Genomic DNA, 19,377 nt, shown 5'->3' with positions numbered 1-19,377 from the left:
GGGGGGAATTTTGTTGGGCTATATGGCGATAAATCCGCTCTAGCTCGAACAGTTCACTTCCCTTTTCCGGCTGATTTTGTGCATGTTGCGACATGGTATTGTCGTTAGACAAGCTTTCCGGTGCCAGACTTCGCGCCGGGTGGGCAAATACAAAATATGACAGGGAGAAATGTCGATGAAAAAACTTAGTGTAAGCCTGTTGGCAATGGCCGTTGCCAGTTCCGCGTATGCCGCTGATATGGGCGCCGTGGATGAACCGATCAAACTGGCGATCAACGAATGGACCGGTCAGCACGTCACCACCCATGTTGCAGGCGAAATGCTGAAAGCCGCAGGTTACAACGTGGAGTACGTCACTGCAGGCATGATGAACCAATTCCAGGCCCTGGCCGATGGTGACATCGACGCGACGCTGGAAATCTGGTCGTCCAACGTATCCGACGAATACGCCAAGAAAATCGAAGAAGGCACTGTTGTCGAAATCGGTGATCTGGGGCTGGACGCCAAAGAGGGTATTGCATACCCGGCGCATGTCGCCGACCTGTGCCCAGGTCTGCCTGCGTGGGAAGCGTTGAAGGACTGCGCGCAGGTATTTGCTACGGCTGAAACGCTGCCGGGCGGTCGTCTTGTCGATTATCCGGCGGATTGGGGCACACCCGGCGCGGATCGCATGACCGGATTGGAACTTCCCTTCAAAGCTGTGCCTGCGGGTTCCGAAGGCGCTCTGATCGCTGAACTGCGTGCTTCGACCGAGCGGAAATCGCCCCTGTTGATCACATTCTGGCAGCCGCATTGGGCGATGTCCGCCTATGACGTGCAGTTTGTGGACCTACCCGCAGGCGAGGAGGCTTGCTTTACCGATCCGGCTTGGGGTCCGAACCCGAATGCGGTGAATGATTGTGATTTCTCGCCCTCGCGTATTTTCAAGGCAGGGTGGAGCGGCATGGCGGACAAATGGCCAGCCGCCTATGAGATCCTGACCAACTATCAACTGGCGGTCGAAGACCAACAGCCGATGATGGGCGCAATCGACGTTGATGGCGGCTCCGTCGAAGAGGTCGTCGCCGCATGGATGGCCGAGAACGAAGGCAAATGGCGTCCGGTCGTTGACGCGGCAACTCAGTGAGCCTGCTTAAGTGACTGATGCAACTACACCAGCCATTGCCTGCCAGAATCTCTGGCAGGTTTTTGGCCCCGGTGCTGACAAAGCCCTGACCGACGCGTTGTCTCGGTCAGGGAATGATGCTGACACGGCCGCTGCCGACTTGCGCGAAAGCGGGTTCATCCCCGCCGTTCAGGACGCGAATTTCGAAGTCAAAGAGGGCGAATTATTCGTCATCATGGGGCTTTCGGGATCGGGTAAGTCCACGCTGATCCGCTGTATCTCTCAATTGCTGCCAGGAACGGGCGGCGAAATCAGAGTCGACGGTGAAAACGTCATCGGCGCGTCGAAGAAGGCGCTAACGGAACTGCGGCGTAAAAAGCTGGGCATGGTATTCCAGCATTTTGGCTTGTTTCCCCATATGACGGTTGCTGAAAACGTGGCTTACCCGCTGCGCGTTCAGGGCGTTGGCCGCAAAGAACGGTTGGCCCGCGCACAAGAGGTGATTTCGCTGGTCGGACTGGAAGGTCGCGAAGATAGCTTCCCACGCCAGCTTTCCGGTGGTCAGCGTCAGCGTGTGGGGATCGCGCGGTCCTTGGCCGTGAATCCAGATATCTGGTTTCTGGATGAGCCGTTTTCTGCCCTTGATCCACTGATCCGCCGCCAGTTGCAGGACGAATTCCTGCGCATCCAGGCGACGTTGAAGAAATCCATTGTTTTCATCACGCACGACATTCAAGAGGCGCTGAAACTGGCCGACCGCATCGCAATCATGCGCGATGGCAAGATCGTTCAGATCGGCACGCCGACCGATATCGTGCTGCGCCCGGTCGACGACTACGTGCGAGAGTTCTCAAAGGACGTGGCCAAAGGGCAGCATGCCAAGGTTGCTTCGGTCATGCGTGGCGATGAAAGCGAATGTGGGCCCGACGATCCGGGCCTGACCACCGCGATGACACTGGACGCAGCGCTGGCACATTGCATGGAACTGTACGAGCCCGTGCCGGTCCGCGATGAGGCAGGCAACATCGTTGGCAACGTCCATCCGTCCGATCTGGCCGCGGCGTTGCAGGTGGATGAGACATGACGGCGGTCACAGACATCCCCTCTCAGCACGCGGCGCGACTGACAGCGGGTGCTAAGGCCGCGCTGATCACGGTGATCGTAGGTGCAGTGTGCCTGGCACTGGAAAGTGTCGCGCCATGGCTGGTCAAATGGCCTGCCGCGTGGGAACTACCTGCAACTCAGTGGGTTGGAGCGTTTCTGGACTGGTTTCTGAACGGCATCAAACCAGCAATGCGTCTGTTTTCCGATTTGATGACCTATCCGATGGATGCAGCCAATTATGTGCTGGGTAATACACCGTGGCCGATCCTGATCGGTCTGGTGACCGCGCTGGGCTGGTATCTGGGCGGATTGCCGATGGCTTTGTTGGGGTTCATTGGTCTCAGCTTTGTGCTGGCCTCGGGCTATTGGGCCGAGAGCATGAATACGCTGGCGCTGGTTGCTGTTTCAGTTCCTGTTGCGCTGTTCGTAGGCGGGGCCATTGGCATCCTTGCAAATGAAGTACCGCGGGTGAAATCCTTTGTGCAGGCGGTTCTGGATGTAATGCAGACCGTGCCGACCTTTGCATATCTAACCCCGTTGCTGTTGTTATTTGGTTTCGGTCCTGTCGTAGGTTTGATTGCCTCGGCCATCTACGCCGCGCCACCGATGGCGCGCAATGTGATGTTGGGGCTGGAACGGGTAGAGCCCGAGATCAAAGAAGCGGCCATCATGTCCGGCGGCACGCGGTTTCAGCAACTGTTTCAGGTCGAAATACCGGCGGCTGCGACCCAGATCATGGTCGGCGTAAACCAATGCCTGATGGCAGCACTGTCGATGGTGATCATCGCTGCTGTTATCGGCGGGTTCAACGATATTGGTTGGGAAGTTCTGCTAACCATGCGCAAGGCGCAGTTTGGTGAATCTCTGATGGCTGGTCTGGTGATCGTGGTTTTCGCAGTGGTGATCGACCGGATGAGTGGCACCTTAGCGACCGAGCGCAAGCGTTACGACCAGCGTGTCGTCTGGGCGGTTCTGGGTTTTACAGTGCTGTTTACAGCCGCATTCTGGGCGTGGCTTCCGAACCCGTCCGAGCTGACACTGCTGGACCCGATGGCCGAGGCGGTGGACAGTGGCTTGACGGCGTTCACACAGGCGAACGGTCCGTGGTTGGATGCGCTGAAGAACAACTCGCTGTTCTACGTGCTTCTGCCTTTGCGCATCGGGTTGGATCAGGCGGTACTGCCATTCACGTGGGGTTTCCAGTGGACACCTGTCATGAGCTACGGGCTCTTCGCGGTCGGTGCGGTGATTGCCCTGCTAATGGCATGGTGCGGGCATTTGACCGGTGGGCTGGTGGTCCTGATCCTGATCGGCATGCTGGAAACCGGTATCGCCAACCTGCCTTGGCCGTTTGTCCTGACCGGAGCGGCCGCTTTGGGTTGGGTCGCGGGCGGCTGGCGTCTGGCGGCATTGTCGGTGGGGCTGCTTTGCACCATCCTCGTTTCGGGCCTGTGGGAGAGGGCGCTATTGTCGCTATACCTCAGCGGCGCGGCCGTATTCTCTTGTGCCGTTGTTGGCGGGCTGATCGGTCTGGCCAGCGCTGTGTGGGAGCCAGTGTGGAAGGTGGTTCGCCCGATCTGCGATATGCTGCAGACGATCCCTCTGTTCGTGTTCCTGATCCCGGTTCTGATGGTATTTCAGATCGGTGAGTTCTCGGCCTTTCTGGCGATCTGCGCCTATGCCATCGTCCCAATGATCCGCTATACGCGGCACGGGCTGGTCAACACACCGGACGAAATGATGGAAGCCGCCATTTCCAGTGGCGCGACCGAGTGGCAGATCATGCGCGACGTGCGTGCACCATATGCTGCGCCAACCATCCTGTTGGGGCTGAACCAGACCATCCTTTACGCCTTCGCCATGCTGGTGATCGCGGCGTTGATCGGGACCACCGGTCTGGGTCAGTCGATCTATCTGGCGCTGGGGCAGGCGGATGTCGGGCTTGGTATCTCGGCAGGGGCTGCAATGGCTATTCTGGCGCTGATCGCGGACCGTATGGTGCAGGGTTTTGCCGAGGAACGGCGCAAGGCGCTGGGCCTGTAAACAAGGGCAGGGGCGACCCGTTCGCCCCTTTGCTCGAGCCCCCGAATTCGACTTGATTTCGGACAAGGACTGCCCCGGTTCAGCGGCCTAAACCGGGCGAAATATGTTCGGAGACTACCATGATGGGCTGGGGCCTTTTCCTTGCAGCACTGATCACCTTTCTGCTGACACACGTTATCCCGGCGCGTCCGGCAGTGCGTGGATGGTTGATTGAAACCATGGGGCGCAGACGGTACTTTGCAGCTTATTCCGCATTATCCTTGCTGGTGCTGGGCTGGCTGATCATCGCGGCTGCTCAGGCGCCATATGTTGAAGTCATCCCTCCGCTCAGCATATTTCGTTGGGCTCCGCTGCTGGTCATGCCGGTGGTTTGCTGGCTGGCTGTGGCCGGGTTGTCTATCGATAATCCGTTTTCCTTCGGTGGATTGGGACATCGATCATTTGATCCGGAAAACCCCGGCATCCTTCGCACTACACGTCACCCGATTCTGGCCGCGCTCATGCTTTGGGCCTGCGCGCACCTATTGGCTAATGGCAGCCTGTCTCACGTCATTCTGTTTGGTCTGTTCGCGGGCTTTGCCGCGATGGGCATGGCGTTGATAGACCGCCGCAAGGCCCAACAGATGGGTATCGAATGGACGCGCCTGTCCCGCAATACCGCCCGGTTTTCCCTGCGCGCTCCTCAACCTTGGCCCGGTTTCTGGATCGGGGTGGTTGCTCTTGCCGTCTTCGCTGTCCTGCTTCACCTGCACGCACCTGTGATCGGCCTTTCGCCGCTGCCGTAGCACTCAGGAGTGGTCGGACCGGGCCACGCGTGCTATCTGAACTGTCACACTTTAGACTATGAGGGTCTTTCAATGTATCTGGCCTATGTCACCACAACCGACCGCGGCGCAACTGATCGCTTGCTGAGCGCGGCTGCCGATCTCTTGTTGTCCAAAGGTGCCCGTCTGGCCGGTGTGGTGCAGACCAACACCGAATGCGTCGACAGCAGTAAATGCGACATGGATGTCCGCGTCCTGCCGGACGGAGAGACCATTCGCATCTCACAGTCGCTGGGGGAACATGCACGGGGCTGCCGTCTGGATCCTGCCGCTCTGGAGCAAGCCGTGGGATTGGTCAGCAGTTCTCTGGGAGACGACCCGCAACTCTTGATCATCAACAAGTTTGGTAAGCATGAATCCGATGGGCGGGGTTTCCGCCCGGTGATCGCCGAGGCACTGGCGCAGGACATCCCTGTTCTTGTTGGTGTGAATGGCCTGAACAACGACAAGTTCCAGGCCTTTACGGATGGCGCAGCCGAGCAGATCGACCCTAATCTCGAGGCAATCTCGGTTTGGTTTGAGCGGGTCAATTCGCAGCGTGCGGCAGCCGCTTGAAATAACCTGCCGTTGCGTAAGTCTCTGTAATCCTGTCTTGTTTCAATGCCCATGTGCTGCAATCCTCGATCCCTGAGGAGACAGCAGATGTGGACCAATTGGGCAGGAAACCAACAGGCAAACACGGCCATTGCACGCCTGACCTCTGTCACTGATTTGCAGCGAGCCATGGCCCAGCCTGGTAATCTGCGCGTTGTGGGGGCGGGTCATTCCTTTACGCCCATTGTCGCCGGGGGCGACCGGATTTTGGACCTGTCGAACCTGAACCTGCCAAAGGTGGGCGAGGTCAGTGGCGGTCGGGTTTGGGTCAATGCAAATGCGCACCTGCGGGATTTATCACCTGCGTTAGCAGACCACGGCCTAGCGTTCCGAAATCTTGGGGATATCAATGCGCAATCTCTGGCCGGGGCGGTCTCGACCGCGACGCATGGCACAGGGCGGACGCTGCCTTGCCTTGCGGCGGAAATCACGGCGGCAAAGCTGGTCAGCGCGAGGGGGGATATTCTGACCACTGACGATATTCCACTTGAGATGGCCCAAGTCACTTTGGGGATGCTGGGCATCCTGATCGAAGCGCAAATTTCGGTGGTGCCGAAATACAATTTGCGCCGTCAGGTGCGATTGGTCGACCTGCAGGACAGCATCGCAAACATGCATCGGAACTGGAGTAAGAACCGGAATTTCGAGTTCTTTTATATCCCCTTCAGCGGCAAAGCTGTTGAACTGCGCCATGAGGTGTCTGACGCGCCTGAGGGTAAGGTGCCGCGTGATCTGGATATGATTGCCGTCAAGGTGCTGAAGCTGGCGCGCAATAAAGGCAGAGTCAGTGGCGGATTGCGCCGTGCGCTGCTTAAAATGCTGACCATGGCGCACTCTGACGAAGACTATGTGGGCGAAAGCTGGCGCGTGCTGTGCAGCGACCGGCGCATCCGGTTCAATGAGATGGAATACCATCTGCCGCCCGATGTCGCGGGCGACGTGCTGCAAGAGGTCATCGCCCGCCTGCATCGCGACCACAAGGACATCTATTTTCCGATCGAGGTGCGCCAGACTGCGGGTGACACCGCCTGTCTTTCCCCGTTTCAGGGCGGGCCTCGGATTTCAATTGCCATCCACACCGACGCGAACGAGGATCACCGCCGATATTTCGATGCGATAGAACCGCTATTTGTCGAAGCCGGTGGGCGCCCCCATTGGGGCAAGATGCACAGCCTGACCTACAAAGTCCTGGCCACCCTTTACCCGGATTTTGACCGGTTCTGCGCGCTGCGGGAGCAACTGGACCCCACGGGAAAGTTCCTTACGCCCGCATTGGCAAAGCTGTTTCGACCATGACAGCATACCTGCAATCCCTTTCTACAGTCCTTCGGGTTTATGGCGTCGATAAACCGGTTGCAGTGGTCGATTTGGACCGCTTGGATGCGAATTGTTCCTTGGCGGTGCAGGCTGCGGATGAAGGACTGGATTACCGTTTGGTTGCCAAGTCGTTGCCGTGCCTGCCTTTACTGGATCACATACGCAGGCAGATCCCGACCAGTGGCTTGATGACCTTTTCCGAGCCTATGCTGCAGGTATTGTTGCAGGTTGAGGGCGAAACCGATCACCTGATCGGCAAGCCGCTGCCCGTCACTTCCGCGGCGCGGGTTCTTTGTGCATGCCCAGACGCCGCAGCGCGTGTTCAATGGCTGATCGATTCCCCGGAAAGGTTGCAGGAGTATTTGAATTTGGCGGCAGAGCGGCAATTCGTCCTTCGCCTGTCGCTTGAAGTTGATATCGGGCTGCATCGGGGTGGGTTTCGACCTGACCAGATTGCGTCGATTGCGCAAGAGATAGAATCTAACCCCTTTGCTCGTCTGTCTGGCGTCATGGGGTATGAGGCGCATTTGGCCAAGCTGCCCGGATTGCTGCGCAAGCGCGCGATACGGGCTTGTTCAGGTAACTTTAGTCATGCGGTATCGCAACTGCCGAATGATGCACACGGGTTGTGCCTGAACACAGGGGGTAGCCTGACCTTTCAGTCCTACAGTTCTGGTGGAACCGCTACCGAGATTGCCTTTGGCTCGGTGCTGGTAAAACCCGGAGATTTCGACCACACCACGACGCAAAACTTTCAGCCCGCGGCCTACATAGCCACGCCAATTTTGAAGACAATGCCGGGTAATTCTCTGCCTGGTTTGGATTTTCTGCCCCGTCAGAAGACTGACCTTGCCATTTTCGGTGGGTATTATCAGGCCGCTCCCATTTTCCCCGAGCGGTTCGGTTATTCGTCGGTCTTTGGACGTTCAACCAATCAAGAGATGTGGACCGGCCCGCGCTCTGCTTCGGTCGCGCCTGGAGATATTGCATTGCTGCACCCAAACCAAAGCGAGGCGGTACTGAACCAGTTCGGAATCGTGCTGGCGGTGCGGGGTGGGAAGGTTGTGGAAGAATGGGATGTTCTGCCGAATTAACGGCCAGTTGAACTTTGTCACCATCTAAGGAAGATGGTGGGCGACCCTGGAATCGAACCAGGCGTGCGTCTCCGCGAGGGAGTTACAGTCCCCTGCCACACCTTGCGGCCTGTCGCCCACTGTCAGGCGTTGCACCTGACGTGGAGGCGTGATTACTAGCGCCTTAAAGGAGCGTCAACAGGAAAATTCCGCTTTGACGCATGAAACCGAATTCCCGGCCCGGAGGCCCAAGAAATGAAGAAACCCAAGTGGGTCGTTGAAAAGGAGCAGGCCCGTAAAGCGGCCTCTGCAGAAACCGTCTGGCTGTTTGGCCTGCACGCCGTGCGGGACGCTTTGATGAACCCGAACCGACAAAAACTGCACCTGATCGTGACACGTAACGCGCGAGACAAACTGGCTGAAGCGATTGAATTTGCAGGGATTGATGCCGAAATGGTCGACCCTCGCAAATTCACTGCGCCAATTGATCCGGGCTCTGTCCATCAAGGCGCAGCTCTTGAAGTCAAGCCGCTGGATTGGGGCGGGTTGGCTGAAAACTGCATCGGGCGCGAACATCCTCGTGTGATTCTGCTGGATCGCGTGACTGACCCGCATAACGTCGGGGCGATTCTACGCTCGGCCGAGGTTTTGGGCGCCAGCGCAGTTATCGGTACGCGGCATCACTCGGCGCCGGAAACCGGTGCGCTGGCCAAAACAGCAAGTGGCGCGTTAGAGCGCCAGCCCTATCTGCGGGTTCGAAATCTGGCTGACGCCATCGTTGAATTGCAGAATATGGGATTCTTGGTTCTGGGGCTGGATGGTGAGGCTGAAGAGACCATTGAGACGGCCTTGGGTGGCAAGTTGGATCAGCCCGTGGCGCTGGTGCTGGGGGCTGAAGGGCCCGGATTGCGGCAGAAAACTAAGGAAACCGTTGACCATCTGGTGAAAATCGACGCTGCGGGCGGGTTTGGCTCGCTCAATGTCTCAAATGCCGCTGCAATTGCCTTATATGCTTCTAGGCACAGATAGAAGATAGACAGGAGAGCCCCATTCCCAGCCCATCCAAGATTGCTACCTGCTGTTATTGCGGGACCCGCGCCGCGTTGGTTCTGAAAGGCAAGCAACGACATGAATTGAGTTGTTCCAGTTGTGGGGCACCACTGCATGATCTCAAGATGCTGCCCAAGCGCAAGCTAGCTGAGGGCAAGCCAAGGCGCGACGTATCCAAATCGACTGTTGGTCAAAGAAAAAAGAAGCAGAAAAAGAAGAAGAGTGTTCTTTCGCGCGTGTTGGATGAGGCGTGGGATGTTATCGAAGATATCTTTGACTGACAAAGTCTCTGGATGACAATTGCGATCACAACCTCGTTAAATGGGGTTCAACTGGGCCGAAAATATTGCATTTTGAGACCCTGAAGTTTTTGAATCGAATTCTGTGATGCTGACTCGACGTTTCCTTCTGGGCGCACTGACCGCCGTTCTGTTTGCTCCTGCCGTAAAAGCGCAGGATATGCCCGTATTTTACGCGACCGATGGTGCCGCGGTGGCCGGGTATGACGTGGTATCCTATTTCAGTGGAAATGCGCCTGTTCTGGGGCGGCCGGAATACGCGGTCGTATGGAAGGGGGCCGAGTGGCAATTTGCCTCGGCTGAGAACCGGGATGCATTTGAACGCAACCCGCACGCCTTTGCACCACAATTCGGCGGATATTGTGCCTATGCTATGGCGCACGGTAAGCTGAAAAGCACGGAGCCGACGCTCTGGGGTGTTGTGGATGGCCGTTTGTACCTGACACATTCCCCCGAGGTCGAAGAGATGTGGCGCGAAGCCACTGCCGAATATATCTCCATGGCCGAGATGTATTGGCCCGGAATTCTCTACGAGCAATAGGCCAGTTATCGCCATTCGTGAGCTGTCATCACAAAAATGCGCGCTGCCTCTTTTTTTCTTCTAAATTATGCCTAAATGTCACAGTGACCGCGGAACGGAACTGCCGCGGGTCATTTCACTGTCCCTCGTTCCAACAACTGGCGCTCAGGTTCGACCTGGGCGCTTTTTTCTTTTGCACACACCGACTAGGGTGCCCGCATGGCTGAATACTCTGATGTTTATCTGAAAGAGATCTTGCAGCGCACCAAGGTGATCGCCGTGGTTGGTGTGTCGATGAACCCGGTGCGGCCCAGCTATTACGTGGCGCGATATCTGTCGCTTAAGGGGTATAGGGTTATCCCGGTCAACCCTGGCCACGCTGGGAAAGAATTGTTTGGTCGGACCGTTAGGGCGTCATTGGCCGAAATTTCCGAGCCGGTGGACATGGTCGATATCTTCCGTCGTTCTGAAGCTGTGCCGCCAATTGTCGACGAGGCTTTGGCCACAATCCCCAACCTGCGCACAATCTGGATGCAGATCGGTGTGCAAAACTCAGATGCTGCCGCAACCGCACAGGCACGCGGTCTGGATGTGGTGATGAACCGTTGCCCAAAGATCGAATATCAGCGTCTGTTCGGCGAACTGCGCATGGGTGGATTCGCCACCGGAGTGATCTCGTCCAAGCTGTGACGGCTATTCGCCAGCATAGGGCAGCAGTTCACCGTATTGCTCCTGACGGCGCTTATCCAATACGATATCGCGCGGCACCCATTCATACTTGGTATCTTCCTCCAAAGGCGACCAGAACAGCACCCCGCCGTAGCGCCATGGGTCCAGCACCACGCCGTCATACATCGTCTCGCCCTTGCGGCTGATGATGGCGGTGCTGTGGTCGATCCGAAATGGGTTGTCCGCATTGGCGATGGCGCGGTGCAGATCCAGCGTCTTGAAATTCTCTTGCTTCAGACGTCGTTCAATGTCCTCGGCCCAATGCCAGCACAGGCCGCGCGGGCGCAGACCTTTGTTGACCTTGGCGTTGTGGATCAGAGGAGGGTCGGTGATCTCATACTCCTGCACTAGCTGCGCGGTGTAGGAATAGGCGATACGGGCTGCTCGGTCCGCTTCTTTGGGGTCAATGTCAGGGCCAAGGCTGCGGATTTCACTCGCCAAGCGTTGCACTTCATCCCCGGCCGAAGGGGGCGGGGTTGCGCAGGCCGATAGTGTCACAAAGGCCAGAACAATGGCCAGGGCTCTGATCATTCTTGTGCCCTTTGATCCGGGGACTGTGAAACCTGATCATAAAGGGTGGTTCAAGATGACGGAACCCTGCGGATTATCCTTTGGGGCGCGCGGCTTTTTCGGCAATACCGCTGGTGCCCTGACGCCGGGCCAGTTCCGCTAGTACGTCATCCAGAGCCACGTCCCGCGCTGCCAGCATGACCAGCAGATGATAAAGCACGTCTGCAGCTTCAGCTGTAAGCCCACCTTTGTCACCCTTTACGGCCTCGATAATCGCCTCAACGGCCTCTTCTCCGAATTTCTCGGCGCATTTCTCGGGGCCTTTGGCCAACAGCTTAGCAGTCCAGCTGGAGTCCGGGTCGGCCGTTTTGCGTGATACAATAGTCCGCTCAAGTTCTTCGAGTGTCGTCATAGGTTCAGTTCCTTAAGACGGCTGTCCTTCATTATGATTGCGTCAACCATAGCCCAGAGTTCTGCTGCAAAATCTGAACCAAGTATGTCGGCTCGATTGAGACAAGTGAACAGATCATTGTTTTTCTGATCTTCTTCTCCCCAATCGAGCAAAGTGCAACCTTCTGAATGGCAAGAGACACTAATGCCCCAGCGTGTATCAACCGGCGCACCATCTGACCAGTCGCCAACATATACTTTGATAATCGTTGAGTGAGACTCAGGGTCTTCTGAAAACTTTACTGAGAACCACCCAACGAACTCGCCCGTATAAAGGAGTTCCCCTGCGCCAAAGGTGGTAACTTTTCGGCAGCAATCGCAAGGTGTTCGTTCGGTTTCTTGCTCGATGACAGAAATATCTTCCCAGCGCACTATGTCAGCCTCATCGGTATGCCGGCGGCGGCCATATGTTCCTTGGCCTCGCGGATAGTGTACTCGCCGAAATGGAAGATTGAGGCGGCCAGTACTGCGCTGGCCCCGCCTTCGGTTACACCTTCGACGAGATGGTCCAGGTTTCCTACACCGCCTGATGCGATAACCGGCACATCCACCGCGTCCGAGATTGCGCGGGTCAGCGGCAGGTTGAAGCCCGCTTTGGTGCCGTCGCGATCCATTGACGTTAGCAGGATTTCCCCGGCGCCTTTGGCCACAACGGTTTTCGCAAACTCAACCGCGTCGATGCCAGTGGGTTTGCGTCCGCCATGGGTGAAAATCTCCCACTTGCCGGGGCTGACGGTCTTGGCGTCTATGGCGCAGACGATGCATTGGCTGCCAAACTGGTCCGCTGCCTCGGCAATCACATCCGGATTCGCCACAGCGGCAGAATTGAAGCTGACCTTATCCGCACCCGCCAGCAGCAGGGCGCGTACGTCGTCCTTGGTGCGGACACCTCCGCCCACCGTCAGAGGAACAAAACACTGCTCAGCCGTGCGCTGTACGACGTCGAACATGGTGCCGCGGTTTTCGTGGGTGGCGTGAATATCCAGAAAACAGATTTCATCCGCGCCGGCGGCGTCATAAGCCTTGGCCGATTCCACCGGGTCACCCGCATCGCGCAGGCCAACGAAATTGACGCCCTTGACCACACGGCCATCAGCGACATCCAGGCAGGGAATGATGCGGGTTTTCAGCATGTCGGATTCCTTTATTGGCGCACCTCTACCGGCAAAGCCTTGCCGATGCCAGACTTGTGATTGCCACATCTCTCAAACCTGTGAAAACTGCCCCTAAATTCATCAGGAGATCAATGAGATGCGCAAATTGTTTTTAACAACTGCTTTTGTCATAGGGGGAACCGTCGCGGCGATGGCAGATGATATCATCAAGGTAAATACAGATAAATCGGTGTCCGAAGCGCTGGATGCGCTAGAGGCTGCGATCGGCAACGCCGGAGCAACGGTCTTTGCCCGCATCGACCACGCGGCCGGTGCCGAAAAGGTCGGTTTGACCATTCCGGCAAACCAAGTACTGATCTTTGGCAACCCGGCGCTGGGCACACCCGCCATGCAGATCGACCCGCGTGCGGGATTGTTTTTGCCATTGAAGGTTCAGGCCTATGAGGATGAAAACGGGCAGGTCTGGCTGGCCTATGAAGACCCGAAAGAGACCATGGATGACCTTGATGGGGTCGAGAGCTCTCCGGTCATCGAAAAGATGCGCGGCGCGCTGGCCAAGCTGACCTCGGTTGCCGCGCAGTAGGTGATTTAAGACAGGGCGCGAATGGCTTCGTTCAGGTCAATCGCGCCATCATAGAGAGCGCGGCCAGAAATTGCGCCGTTTAGCTCTACGCCACAGTCGCGCAGGGCGATCAGGTCGTCCAGAGAGCTGACGCCGCCGGACGCGATTACCGGAATCGAAACAGCACGGGCCAGATCTGCGGTCGCTTCGATATTTGGGCCTTGCATGGCACCGTCGCGGTTGATGTCGGTGTAGATGATGGCCGCGACGCCTGCGTCCTCAAAGCTGCGGGCCAGATCGGTGACCTGCACATTGGTTTCCTCGGCCCAGCCTTTAGTGGCAACCATTCCGTTACGGGCGTCGATTCCCACGGCAACCTTGCCGGGAAAGGCTTTGGCAGCCTCACGTACCAGGTCAGGGTTTTCTACCGCGACAGTACCCAGAATGACCCGTGCCAGACCTTTTTCGATCCAGGTTTCGATGGTAGCCATATCGCGGATGCCGCCACCCAGCTGAGCAGGCACTTTGCAGGCCTTCAAAATTGCCTCGACCGGGGCAGCGTTGACCGGCTCGCCGGCAAAAGCGCCGTTCAGGTCGACAAGGTGGAGCCATTCACAGCCAGCCTCGACAAAGGCGCGGGCCTGTGCGGCGGGATCTTCGTTAAACACAGTGGCCTTGTCCATTTCACCACGCAGCAGGCGCACAGCGTTGCCGTCTTTCAGGTCGATGGCGGGGTAGAGGATCATGTCGGGCGGCCCTATATCAGTGTTACACGGGCGGCGTATCGCACAAGCAGGGCAGGGGATGCAACGCGACGCAAAGTCATTCTTGCCCGAAGCCGGTCACCGGGCCAGAGTGACTGTAAAACAGGGAGAGCATCATGAAGAAACTTCTACTCGCAGCAGGTATTGCCGGGATAGCGACAACAGCCTTTGCCGCCGATCCGGTTGATGGTCTGTGGAAGACAGAGCCGGGCGACACGGGCGGATATCTTCACGTGACCATTTCCGAGTGCGGAAGTGCCATTTGCGGCATCATCGACAGCGCCTTTGATGGCGATGGAAACCAACAACTGGAATATGAAAATCTGGGCAAGCAAATCATCTGGGACATGGTGCCCGAAGGTGATGGCCAGTACGACAGCGGCAAGATCTGGGCGCCGGACCGTGACAAAACCTACAAATCCAAGATGACGCTGGACAGTCAGAACAAGCTAACGGTCAAAGGGTGCGCGGTTGGGGGGCTGGTCTGCCGTGGGCAAACCTGGACGCGGGTTCAGTAATCCTTAGGGGGTCCAGGTCAAGAAATTGCCGATCATGCGCAGGCCCACATCCTGGCTTTTCTCTGGGTGGAATTGCATTCCGATCATCGTGTCGCGGCCAATTACGGCCGTGACCTCTTGCCCATAGTCCACATAGGCCAAACGCTGGGCCGGATCGGCAACGCGAAAATGGTAAGAGTGGACGAAATAAGCGTGGTCGCCTGATTTGATCCCGCTAAAAACGGGGTGATCGCTTTCCAGAACCAGATCATTCCAACCCATATGCGGCACTTTTAGCGTACGGTCGGATGGTTCAATCCGAACCACGTCGCCAGCCACCCAGCCCAGCCCCTCGGTTTCGCTGTATTCGTGACCCTTGGAGGCCATCAGCTGCATGCCGACACAGATGCCAAGAAAGGGGCGGCCTTTCTGTTCGACGGCCTCGACCATCGCGTCGTAGATGCCCTTGTGCCCGCGCAGCTCGGCCGCGCAGGCGGGGAACGCGCCGTCTCCGGGCAGTACCAACCGGTCGGCACGCGCCACGACATCCGCGTCCGAGGTCACCACGACCTCACCCGCATCCACCTCGCGCGCCATGCGTTGAAATGCCTTTTCGGCCGAGTGCAGGTTGCCGCTCTCGTAGTCGATGATGGCAGTTAGCATTTACAGCGCACCCTTGGTCGAGGGAATCGCATCCGCCTTGCGCGGGTCGGTTTCAACCGCGTCACGCAGGGCGCGGGCGACAGCCTTAAAGGCAGCCTCGGCGATGTGGTGGCTGTTGAAACCGTGCAACTGGTCGATATGCAGCGTGATGCCGCCATGAGTGCTGAGCGCCTGAAAGAATTCGCGCACCAGTTCGGTGTCGAATGTGCCGATCTTCTGAGTCGGCAATTCCACATTCCAGATCAGGAAGGGACGAGCAGATAAATCCAGCGCACAGCGTACCTGAGCGTCGTCCATAGGCAGGTGGCATTCGCCATAGCGACGGATACCTTTCTTGTCGCCCAGGGCTTGCGTCAGCGCCTGACCTAGCGCAATGCCGGTATCCTCAACGGTGTGGTGATCGTCGATGTGATAATCGCCCTTCGCACGGATCGTCATGTCGATCAGCGAATGCCGCGCCAGCTGGTCCAGCATATGATCGAAGAACCCAACGCCGGTCTGGTTGTCATAGGTGCCGGTGCCGTCCAGATTTACCTCGACCGAGATCTCGGTCTCGGCAGTTTGACGGCTGATCTTTGCGCTGCGCATGGGTCAATTCCTTTTGCTACAGGCGCGCTTATAGACGGGGAAGGGCGGGCTTTTCCAGACCACACGTGGCATTCGCCGCAAACTGTTGCAGGGGATTGCACCCGGGCGCGGCCCATGCCAGCCTGCGGGCAACTCAACCAACAAGGCTCGGCCCATGTCCACCTGCGTTTTCATCCAGATCCGCTGCAAACCCGGTACCACCTACAAAGTGGCAGAGGAAATCGCCCTGCGCGAAATCCACTCCGAACTCTACTCGACCAGTGGTGAATATGACCTGCTGTTGAAACTCTACATCCCCGAAACCGAGGATGTGGGGCATTTCATCAACGAAAACCTGCTGGTCATTCCCGATATCGAGCGGTCTCTGACCACGATGACGTTCAAAGCGTTTTAACCAAGCTCGAACGTGGTGACGCCGAAGATGCGGTTCAGTTCGATGTCCGGCTGATGGCTGGAATACATCCGAGCCGTTTCGAAAACCTTTTCCAACCCAAGCTTTGCTGCCAAATCAAATGCGGCCTGGTTGGGTTGGGGTATGTCGATGAAGACCTCTTGCGCGCTATGATCCGCTGGTAAAGCTTCCAGCAAACTTGCCAGAAGGGTTTCGGCAATATCGGCGCGGTCCGCGAATAGCGGCCCGACCTTGTAACCGGTTTGACACGGTCGCAACGTTGCATAGCCCTTGATTTCGCCGTCCTCGGAATAGACGCGGGAGACATGGGTAGGTGCGCTGATCCAGCCCTGCAGGAATGTGTCACGCGGGGTTGGAAAGAGCTGTCGGTCATAAGCAACCAGGGCGTCTGAGGCCTGAGTGAGAGTTTCAACACCAATTGAAGGTTTCAACGCCCGCTGAATATCCGCAATGGTCCCGGTGAAACGATAGTTGTTATACGCAAAGGCAAACCCCGACTTGCGATAATTGTGCTGTTGATCGACGACCCCATCCAGCCCGACGTTGTGGGCAGAACAGTTGGACAATGCGTGCTGCCAAAGCTTTAGCCCATGCCCAGCGCCGCGAAATTCAGGGTGCACGATGTAGAACCCAAGGAAGGCAAAGGTATCGTTGTAGTGAACAACCGAGATTGAGGCGATCATCTCTCCATCCAGAAATCCTCCCCAGAATCCGTCGGAATCGGTGTTATGGAAGCATGCGGTATCATGATGGCCAGGGTTCCACCCCTCGCGCCCCGCCCAATCCACGGCCTGTTGCAACTCGTCAGCGGTGAGAGGGCGGATGACATAGTCGGACATGGAGGAATCCTGTGTTACGTACCGCAACCAGAATGGCGCAACGATCGCGAAAGAACCAGAATGTCCGAAAGGTTTTGTATCTGGAGCGGGCGAGGCGATTCGAACGCCCGACCCTAACCTTGGCAAGGTTATGCTCTACCCCTGAGCTACGCCCGCATCAGATACATATATGGTCCGTAGACCTCTCAATGGAGCGGGCGAGGCGATTCGAACGCCCGACCCTAACCTTGGCAAGGTTATGCTCTACCCCTGAGCTACGCCCGCGCCGTTGAGTGAGGAGGGATGTATAAACTCCCACGCGGGGCTGCAAGCGGAAAAACACAAAAACGCGGAAAAATCTTTCGACGGAAATCTCGCCAACGTACGTTCAAAACAAAGAGCATTATAAAACAAGAAGGTTCGAGGAGAGGAAATGACACGGATCGCAGATATGAAAATGGCACTGTTGGCCGCGCTGATCGCTTTGACGGCCGTGATTTGCGCACAAGATGAGGACAAGCTGGTCGAGGTCGAGCCGGTCCTCATGAAAGCGCCGCTGATAGAGACTCAGACATTGACGGGATAAGCCCCGTCAACTGAGTCAGAGTACCAGTACGAGATTCGCGAGGGCGGCCACCAGAATGGCCGTGAATGTCAGCAACATCCCGATCTGGCGCAGAATTATGATCTGCGGGCTGCGGCCGAAGCCATAGGCATGCAGCACGCGGCCGACCAGAAGGCTCAATCCCAGCAGATTCACCAGCAGACCGCTGCCTGCCTGCAGTTCGACCATCAAGATTAGCAGCAAGGCAAAAGGCGTGTATTCGATAAAATTCGAATGCGTCCGCATCGCCTTAAGCATGTCTGTATTCCCGCCGTCACCATAAGAGATCTTGCCGATACGGCGTTGGCTGATGACCTTTAGGCTTAGCAGGACATACAGGATCGCCAACAACGCGGCATAGATTGGAGTGAAGGTCAGCATTGAGGTCTCTTTCTAATCATCAAAAGCTGCGCGGGCGTTTGAGCGATGCCTTGAACATTAGCCGGTTTGGTGGCCTGTTCCAGTTAGAGAGGAAAAGTTAGTTTTTTCTAGCAAGTTCCAGTTGCCCAGATGCTGGTCAAACTTCCGCCGCAATTTTGTCAAATTCCACGACCATTCTATGCAAATATAGCTTTTTGAACATGCAATACCGTGGCTCCCGCTGCCATCAATGAAAGGGACAGGTGGATATTATGAAACGAGTTATGTTGTTCTCTCGCGTTTTTGCGACCTCCTTGATGCTGCTTGGGGCAGCCAGCTTTGTTGCGGTTGTCGCTGCTCCGGACGTGGCCATCGCTAAGAACGGCAATGGCGGTGGAAACGGCGGCGGCAATGGCGGCGGCAAAGGAAACGGCGGCGACAAAGGCAATAGCGGCGGCAAATCCGGCGAACAAGGCGCAAAAGCCAAGGGCAATTCAGGCAAGACATCGGCTGGTACAGGCAAGGGGCTGTTGGGCAGATTGGGTCTAAAGAAAACCGACCAGAAAAAATCTACGAAATCCAGCTCTGCAAACAAGAACAAGCCGGCATTCATGACCAAGCTGGAAAACATTGTTAAGGGCAACAAAAATAAGGCCAAGGCTGTGACGCGTGCAAAGCCCAAAGAGGTTGTCGCGCTTGACGAAGAAGCAGTTCCACCTAACAAACATGGAAAAATCGCTTCCGAGTTGAAATCGCTCAATGCTGCGCATGCGAGCCAGACAGGGCTTAGAAATGCAGCGCCTAATAGTATGCCCGGCAAGCTGTATTCGTATCAGCAAAGTGTACTTGGTTACCCGGACGCAACTGCGGATTTGGAAGAAAAACAGACAGAACTATCCGACCTGAAAGATTTGACAGACGAGCAAATCGAGGAACAGTTCGCGCCGACCGAGGAAGAGGCTGAGCAGGGCATCACGACTGAAGACAAGTACAATGATGCGGTGGCCGACGCTGAACAGGCTGTTCAGGATGCCGAAAATGATCTGGCAAATGCGGCAGACCCGCAGGAGACTTTCGACGCACTGACAGGTGGTCGCGAATTGTCGCCGGATGCAATGGACGAGTTGCATGATCTACTGGGGTTGCCCGATCCGGAGGAACTCGAAGAAATCTCGGAAGAGGCTGAGGCTGAGGCTGAGGCTGAGGCTGAGGCTGAGGCTGATGCAGGGACTGAGACGACAGAAGAAGATGAGGTCGTCGACGGCTGATACTGCCTACCGTCCGAAAGTGAAAAGGCGCGCAGTTTGCGCGCCTTTCTATTTTATTCCAGTTCGACCAGCAGGTCCTTGGCGTCGATCTGGCCGCCGGGCTGTACG

Annotated in this window: 25 protein-coding genes and 3 tRNA genes; 16 read left to right on the top strand and 12 right to left on the bottom strand. The window is 56.8% G+C overall.

Going from position 1 to position 19,377, the window contains the following annotated elements; all coding sequences use genetic code 11:
* Positions 1–175 precede the first annotated feature (175 nt).
* The 7 genes from GOW93_RS08895 (at position 176) to GOW93_RS08865 (ending at position 8,081) form a co-directional block, all read left to right on the top strand.
* A complete protein-coding gene (locus GOW93_RS08895; protein WP_170383259.1) occupies positions 176–1,126 on the top strand; it encodes an ABC transporter substrate-binding protein in 951 nt (316 codons plus the stop codon).
* A gap of 10 nt (positions 1,127–1,136) precedes the next feature.
* A complete protein-coding gene (locus tag GOW93_RS08890) occupies positions 1,137–2,189 on the top strand; it encodes a quaternary amine ABC transporter ATP-binding protein (protein ID WP_170383258.1) in 1,053 nt (350 codons plus the stop codon).
* Complete coding sequence (locus GOW93_RS08885) at positions 2,186–4,252, top strand: ABC transporter permease (protein ID WP_170383256.1); 2,067 nt, start codon at positions 2,186–2,188, stop codon at positions 4,250–4,252. The genes GOW93_RS08890 and GOW93_RS08885 overlap by 4 nt, the downstream gene beginning before the upstream one ends.
* A gap of 119 nt (positions 4,253–4,371) precedes the next feature.
* Positions 4,372–5,037, top strand: coding sequence for an NnrU family protein (locus GOW93_RS08880; protein ID WP_170383254.1), 666 nt, complete (start codon positions 4,372–4,374; stop codon positions 5,035–5,037).
* Between the two features lie 72 nt (positions 5,038–5,109).
* Entirely contained in the window at positions 5,110–5,631 is a 522-nt protein-coding gene (locus tag GOW93_RS08875) for a DUF2478 domain-containing protein (protein WP_170383250.1), read from the top strand.
* A gap of 87 nt (positions 5,632–5,718) precedes the next feature.
* Positions 5,719–6,966: a D-arabinono-1,4-lactone oxidase gene (locus GOW93_RS08870; protein ID WP_170383248.1), complete on the top strand. Its 1,248-nt coding sequence runs from the start codon at positions 5,719–5,721 to the stop codon at positions 6,964–6,966.
* Positions 6,963–8,081, top strand: a complete 1,119-nt coding sequence (locus GOW93_RS08865; protein ID WP_170383247.1) for an alanine racemase — start codon at positions 6,963–6,965, stop codon at positions 8,079–8,081. Before GOW93_RS08870 ends, GOW93_RS08865 begins: the two co-directional genes overlap by 4 nt.
* A gap of 34 nt (positions 8,082–8,115) precedes the next feature.
* Here the strand turns inward: GOW93_RS08865 and GOW93_RS08860 are convergent.
* A tRNA-Tyr gene (locus GOW93_RS08860) sits at positions 8,116–8,199 on the bottom strand.
* Between the two features lie 116 nt (positions 8,200–8,315).
* Here GOW93_RS08860 and rlmB point away from each other — a divergent pair.
* The 4 genes from rlmB (at position 8,316) to GOW93_RS08840 (ending at position 10,619) form a co-directional block, all read left to right on the top strand.
* Complete coding sequence (rlmB, locus tag GOW93_RS08855) at positions 8,316–9,089, top strand: 23S rRNA (guanosine(2251)-2'-O)-methyltransferase RlmB (RefSeq protein ID WP_170383245.1); 774 nt, start codon at positions 8,316–8,318, stop codon at positions 9,087–9,089.
* Positions 9,090–9,109: 20 nt separating this feature from the next.
* The gene (locus GOW93_RS21010; RefSeq protein WP_170383788.1) at positions 9,110–9,391 is read left to right on the top strand and encodes a hypothetical protein; all 282 of its coding nucleotides are present in this window, start codon (positions 9,110–9,112) and stop codon (positions 9,389–9,391) included.
* Positions 9,392–9,497: 106 nt separating this feature from the next.
* On the top strand, positions 9,498–9,950 hold the full coding sequence (locus tag GOW93_RS08845; protein ID WP_170383243.1) for a YHS domain-containing (seleno)protein: 453 nt from the start codon (positions 9,498–9,500) through the stop codon (positions 9,948–9,950).
* Between the two features lie 198 nt (positions 9,951–10,148).
* Positions 10,149–10,619: a CoA-binding protein gene (locus GOW93_RS08840; protein ID WP_170383241.1), complete on the top strand. Its 471-nt coding sequence runs from the start codon at positions 10,149–10,151 to the stop codon at positions 10,617–10,619.
* A 3-nt stretch (positions 10,620–10,622) separates the two neighbouring features.
* Here the strand turns inward: GOW93_RS08840 and GOW93_RS08835 are convergent, their stop codons facing one another.
* From GOW93_RS08835 to hisF, 4 genes are all read right to left on the bottom strand, one after another.
* Positions 10,623–11,189, bottom strand: a complete 567-nt coding sequence (locus GOW93_RS08835) for a hypothetical protein (protein ID WP_170383239.1) — start codon at positions 11,187–11,189, stop codon at positions 10,623–10,625.
* A 73-nt stretch (positions 11,190–11,262) separates the two neighbouring features.
* On the bottom strand, positions 11,263–11,580 hold the full coding sequence (locus tag GOW93_RS08830; RefSeq protein ID WP_170383237.1) for a phosphoribosyl-ATP diphosphatase: 318 nt from the start codon (positions 11,578–11,580) through the stop codon (positions 11,263–11,265).
* A complete protein-coding gene (locus GOW93_RS08825) occupies positions 11,577–11,990 on the bottom strand; it encodes a hypothetical protein (protein WP_170383235.1) in 414 nt (137 codons plus the stop codon). Before GOW93_RS08825 ends, GOW93_RS08830 begins: the two co-directional genes overlap by 4 nt.
* On the bottom strand, positions 11,990–12,751 hold the full coding sequence (gene hisF / locus GOW93_RS08820) for an imidazole glycerol phosphate synthase subunit HisF (RefSeq protein ID WP_170383233.1): 762 nt from the start codon (positions 12,749–12,751) through the stop codon (positions 11,990–11,992). Before hisF ends, GOW93_RS08825 begins: the two co-directional genes overlap by 1 nt.
* A gap of 118 nt (positions 12,752–12,869) precedes the next feature.
* On the opposite strand from hisF, the gene GOW93_RS08815 reads away from it, so the two are divergent.
* Complete coding sequence (locus tag GOW93_RS08815; RefSeq protein ID WP_438826190.1) at positions 12,870–13,316, top strand: DUF302 domain-containing protein; 447 nt, start codon at positions 12,870–12,872, stop codon at positions 13,314–13,316.
* Between the two features lie 5 nt (positions 13,317–13,321).
* Here the strand turns inward: GOW93_RS08815 and hisA are convergent, their stop codons facing one another.
* Positions 13,322–14,041, bottom strand: coding sequence for a 1-(5-phosphoribosyl)-5-[(5-phosphoribosylamino)methylideneamino]imidazole-4-carboxamide isomerase (hisA, locus tag GOW93_RS08810; RefSeq protein WP_170383231.1), 720 nt, complete (start codon positions 14,039–14,041; stop codon positions 13,322–13,324).
* 134 nt (positions 14,042–14,175) lie between these two features.
* On the opposite strand from hisA, the gene GOW93_RS08805 reads away from it, so the two are divergent.
* A complete protein-coding gene (locus GOW93_RS08805) occupies positions 14,176–14,577 on the top strand; it encodes a DUF2147 domain-containing protein (protein ID WP_170383230.1) in 402 nt (133 codons plus the stop codon).
* A 3-nt stretch (positions 14,578–14,580) separates the two neighbouring features.
* Here the strand turns inward: GOW93_RS08805 and hisH are convergent, their stop codons facing one another.
* Together hisH and hisB are read right to left on the bottom strand one after the other, a co-directional pair.
* Complete coding sequence (hisH, locus tag GOW93_RS08800; RefSeq protein WP_170383228.1) at positions 14,581–15,219, bottom strand: imidazole glycerol phosphate synthase subunit HisH; 639 nt, start codon at positions 15,217–15,219, stop codon at positions 14,581–14,583.
* A complete protein-coding gene (gene hisB, locus GOW93_RS08795; RefSeq protein WP_170383226.1) occupies positions 15,220–15,807 on the bottom strand; it encodes an imidazoleglycerol-phosphate dehydratase HisB in 588 nt (195 codons plus the stop codon).
* A 154-nt stretch (positions 15,808–15,961) separates the two neighbouring features.
* Here hisB and GOW93_RS08790 point away from each other — a divergent pair, with 154 nt between their 5' ends.
* Complete coding sequence (locus tag GOW93_RS08790) at positions 15,962–16,201, top strand: Lrp/AsnC family transcriptional regulator (protein WP_170383224.1); 240 nt, start codon at positions 15,962–15,964, stop codon at positions 16,199–16,201.
* On the opposite strand, the gene GOW93_RS08785 is transcribed toward GOW93_RS08790, so the two are convergent.
* From GOW93_RS08785 to GOW93_RS08775, 3 genes are all read right to left on the bottom strand, one after another.
* On the bottom strand, positions 16,198–17,058 hold the full coding sequence (locus GOW93_RS08785; protein ID WP_170383222.1) for a GNAT family N-acetyltransferase: 861 nt from the start codon (positions 17,056–17,058) through the stop codon (positions 16,198–16,200). The genes GOW93_RS08790 and GOW93_RS08785 overlap by 4 nt on opposite strands.
* Positions 17,059–17,139: 81 nt before the next feature.
* Positions 17,140–17,214, bottom strand: a tRNA-Gly gene (locus tag GOW93_RS08780).
* A gap of 33 nt (positions 17,215–17,247) precedes the next feature.
* Positions 17,248–17,322 (bottom strand) — tRNA-Gly (locus GOW93_RS08775).
* 148 nt (positions 17,323–17,470) lie between these two features.
* Between GOW93_RS08775 and GOW93_RS08770 the strand changes: the two genes are divergently transcribed.
* Complete coding sequence (locus GOW93_RS08770) at positions 17,471–17,623, top strand: hypothetical protein (protein WP_170383220.1); 153 nt, start codon at positions 17,471–17,473, stop codon at positions 17,621–17,623.
* A 15-nt stretch (positions 17,624–17,638) separates the two neighbouring features.
* On the opposite strand, the gene GOW93_RS08765 is transcribed toward GOW93_RS08770, so the two are convergent.
* Entirely contained in the window at positions 17,639–18,022 is a 384-nt protein-coding gene (locus tag GOW93_RS08765) for an MAPEG family protein (protein WP_170383218.1), read from the bottom strand.
* A gap of 251 nt (positions 18,023–18,273) precedes the next feature.
* Between GOW93_RS08765 and GOW93_RS08760 the strand changes: the two genes are divergently transcribed.
* Positions 18,274–19,269, top strand: a complete 996-nt coding sequence (locus GOW93_RS08760; protein WP_170383216.1) for a hypothetical protein — start codon at positions 18,274–18,276, stop codon at positions 19,267–19,269.
* Positions 19,270–19,377 lie beyond the last annotated feature (108 nt).

This window comes from Ruegeria atlantica (assembly GCF_013032455.1).
GTDB lineage: Bacteria > Pseudomonadota > Alphaproteobacteria > Rhodobacterales > Rhodobacteraceae > Ruegeria > Ruegeria atlantica_B.
Note: the sequence above shows the minus strand (reverse complement) of the source record. Positions and strands in the feature narration are given on the sequence as shown.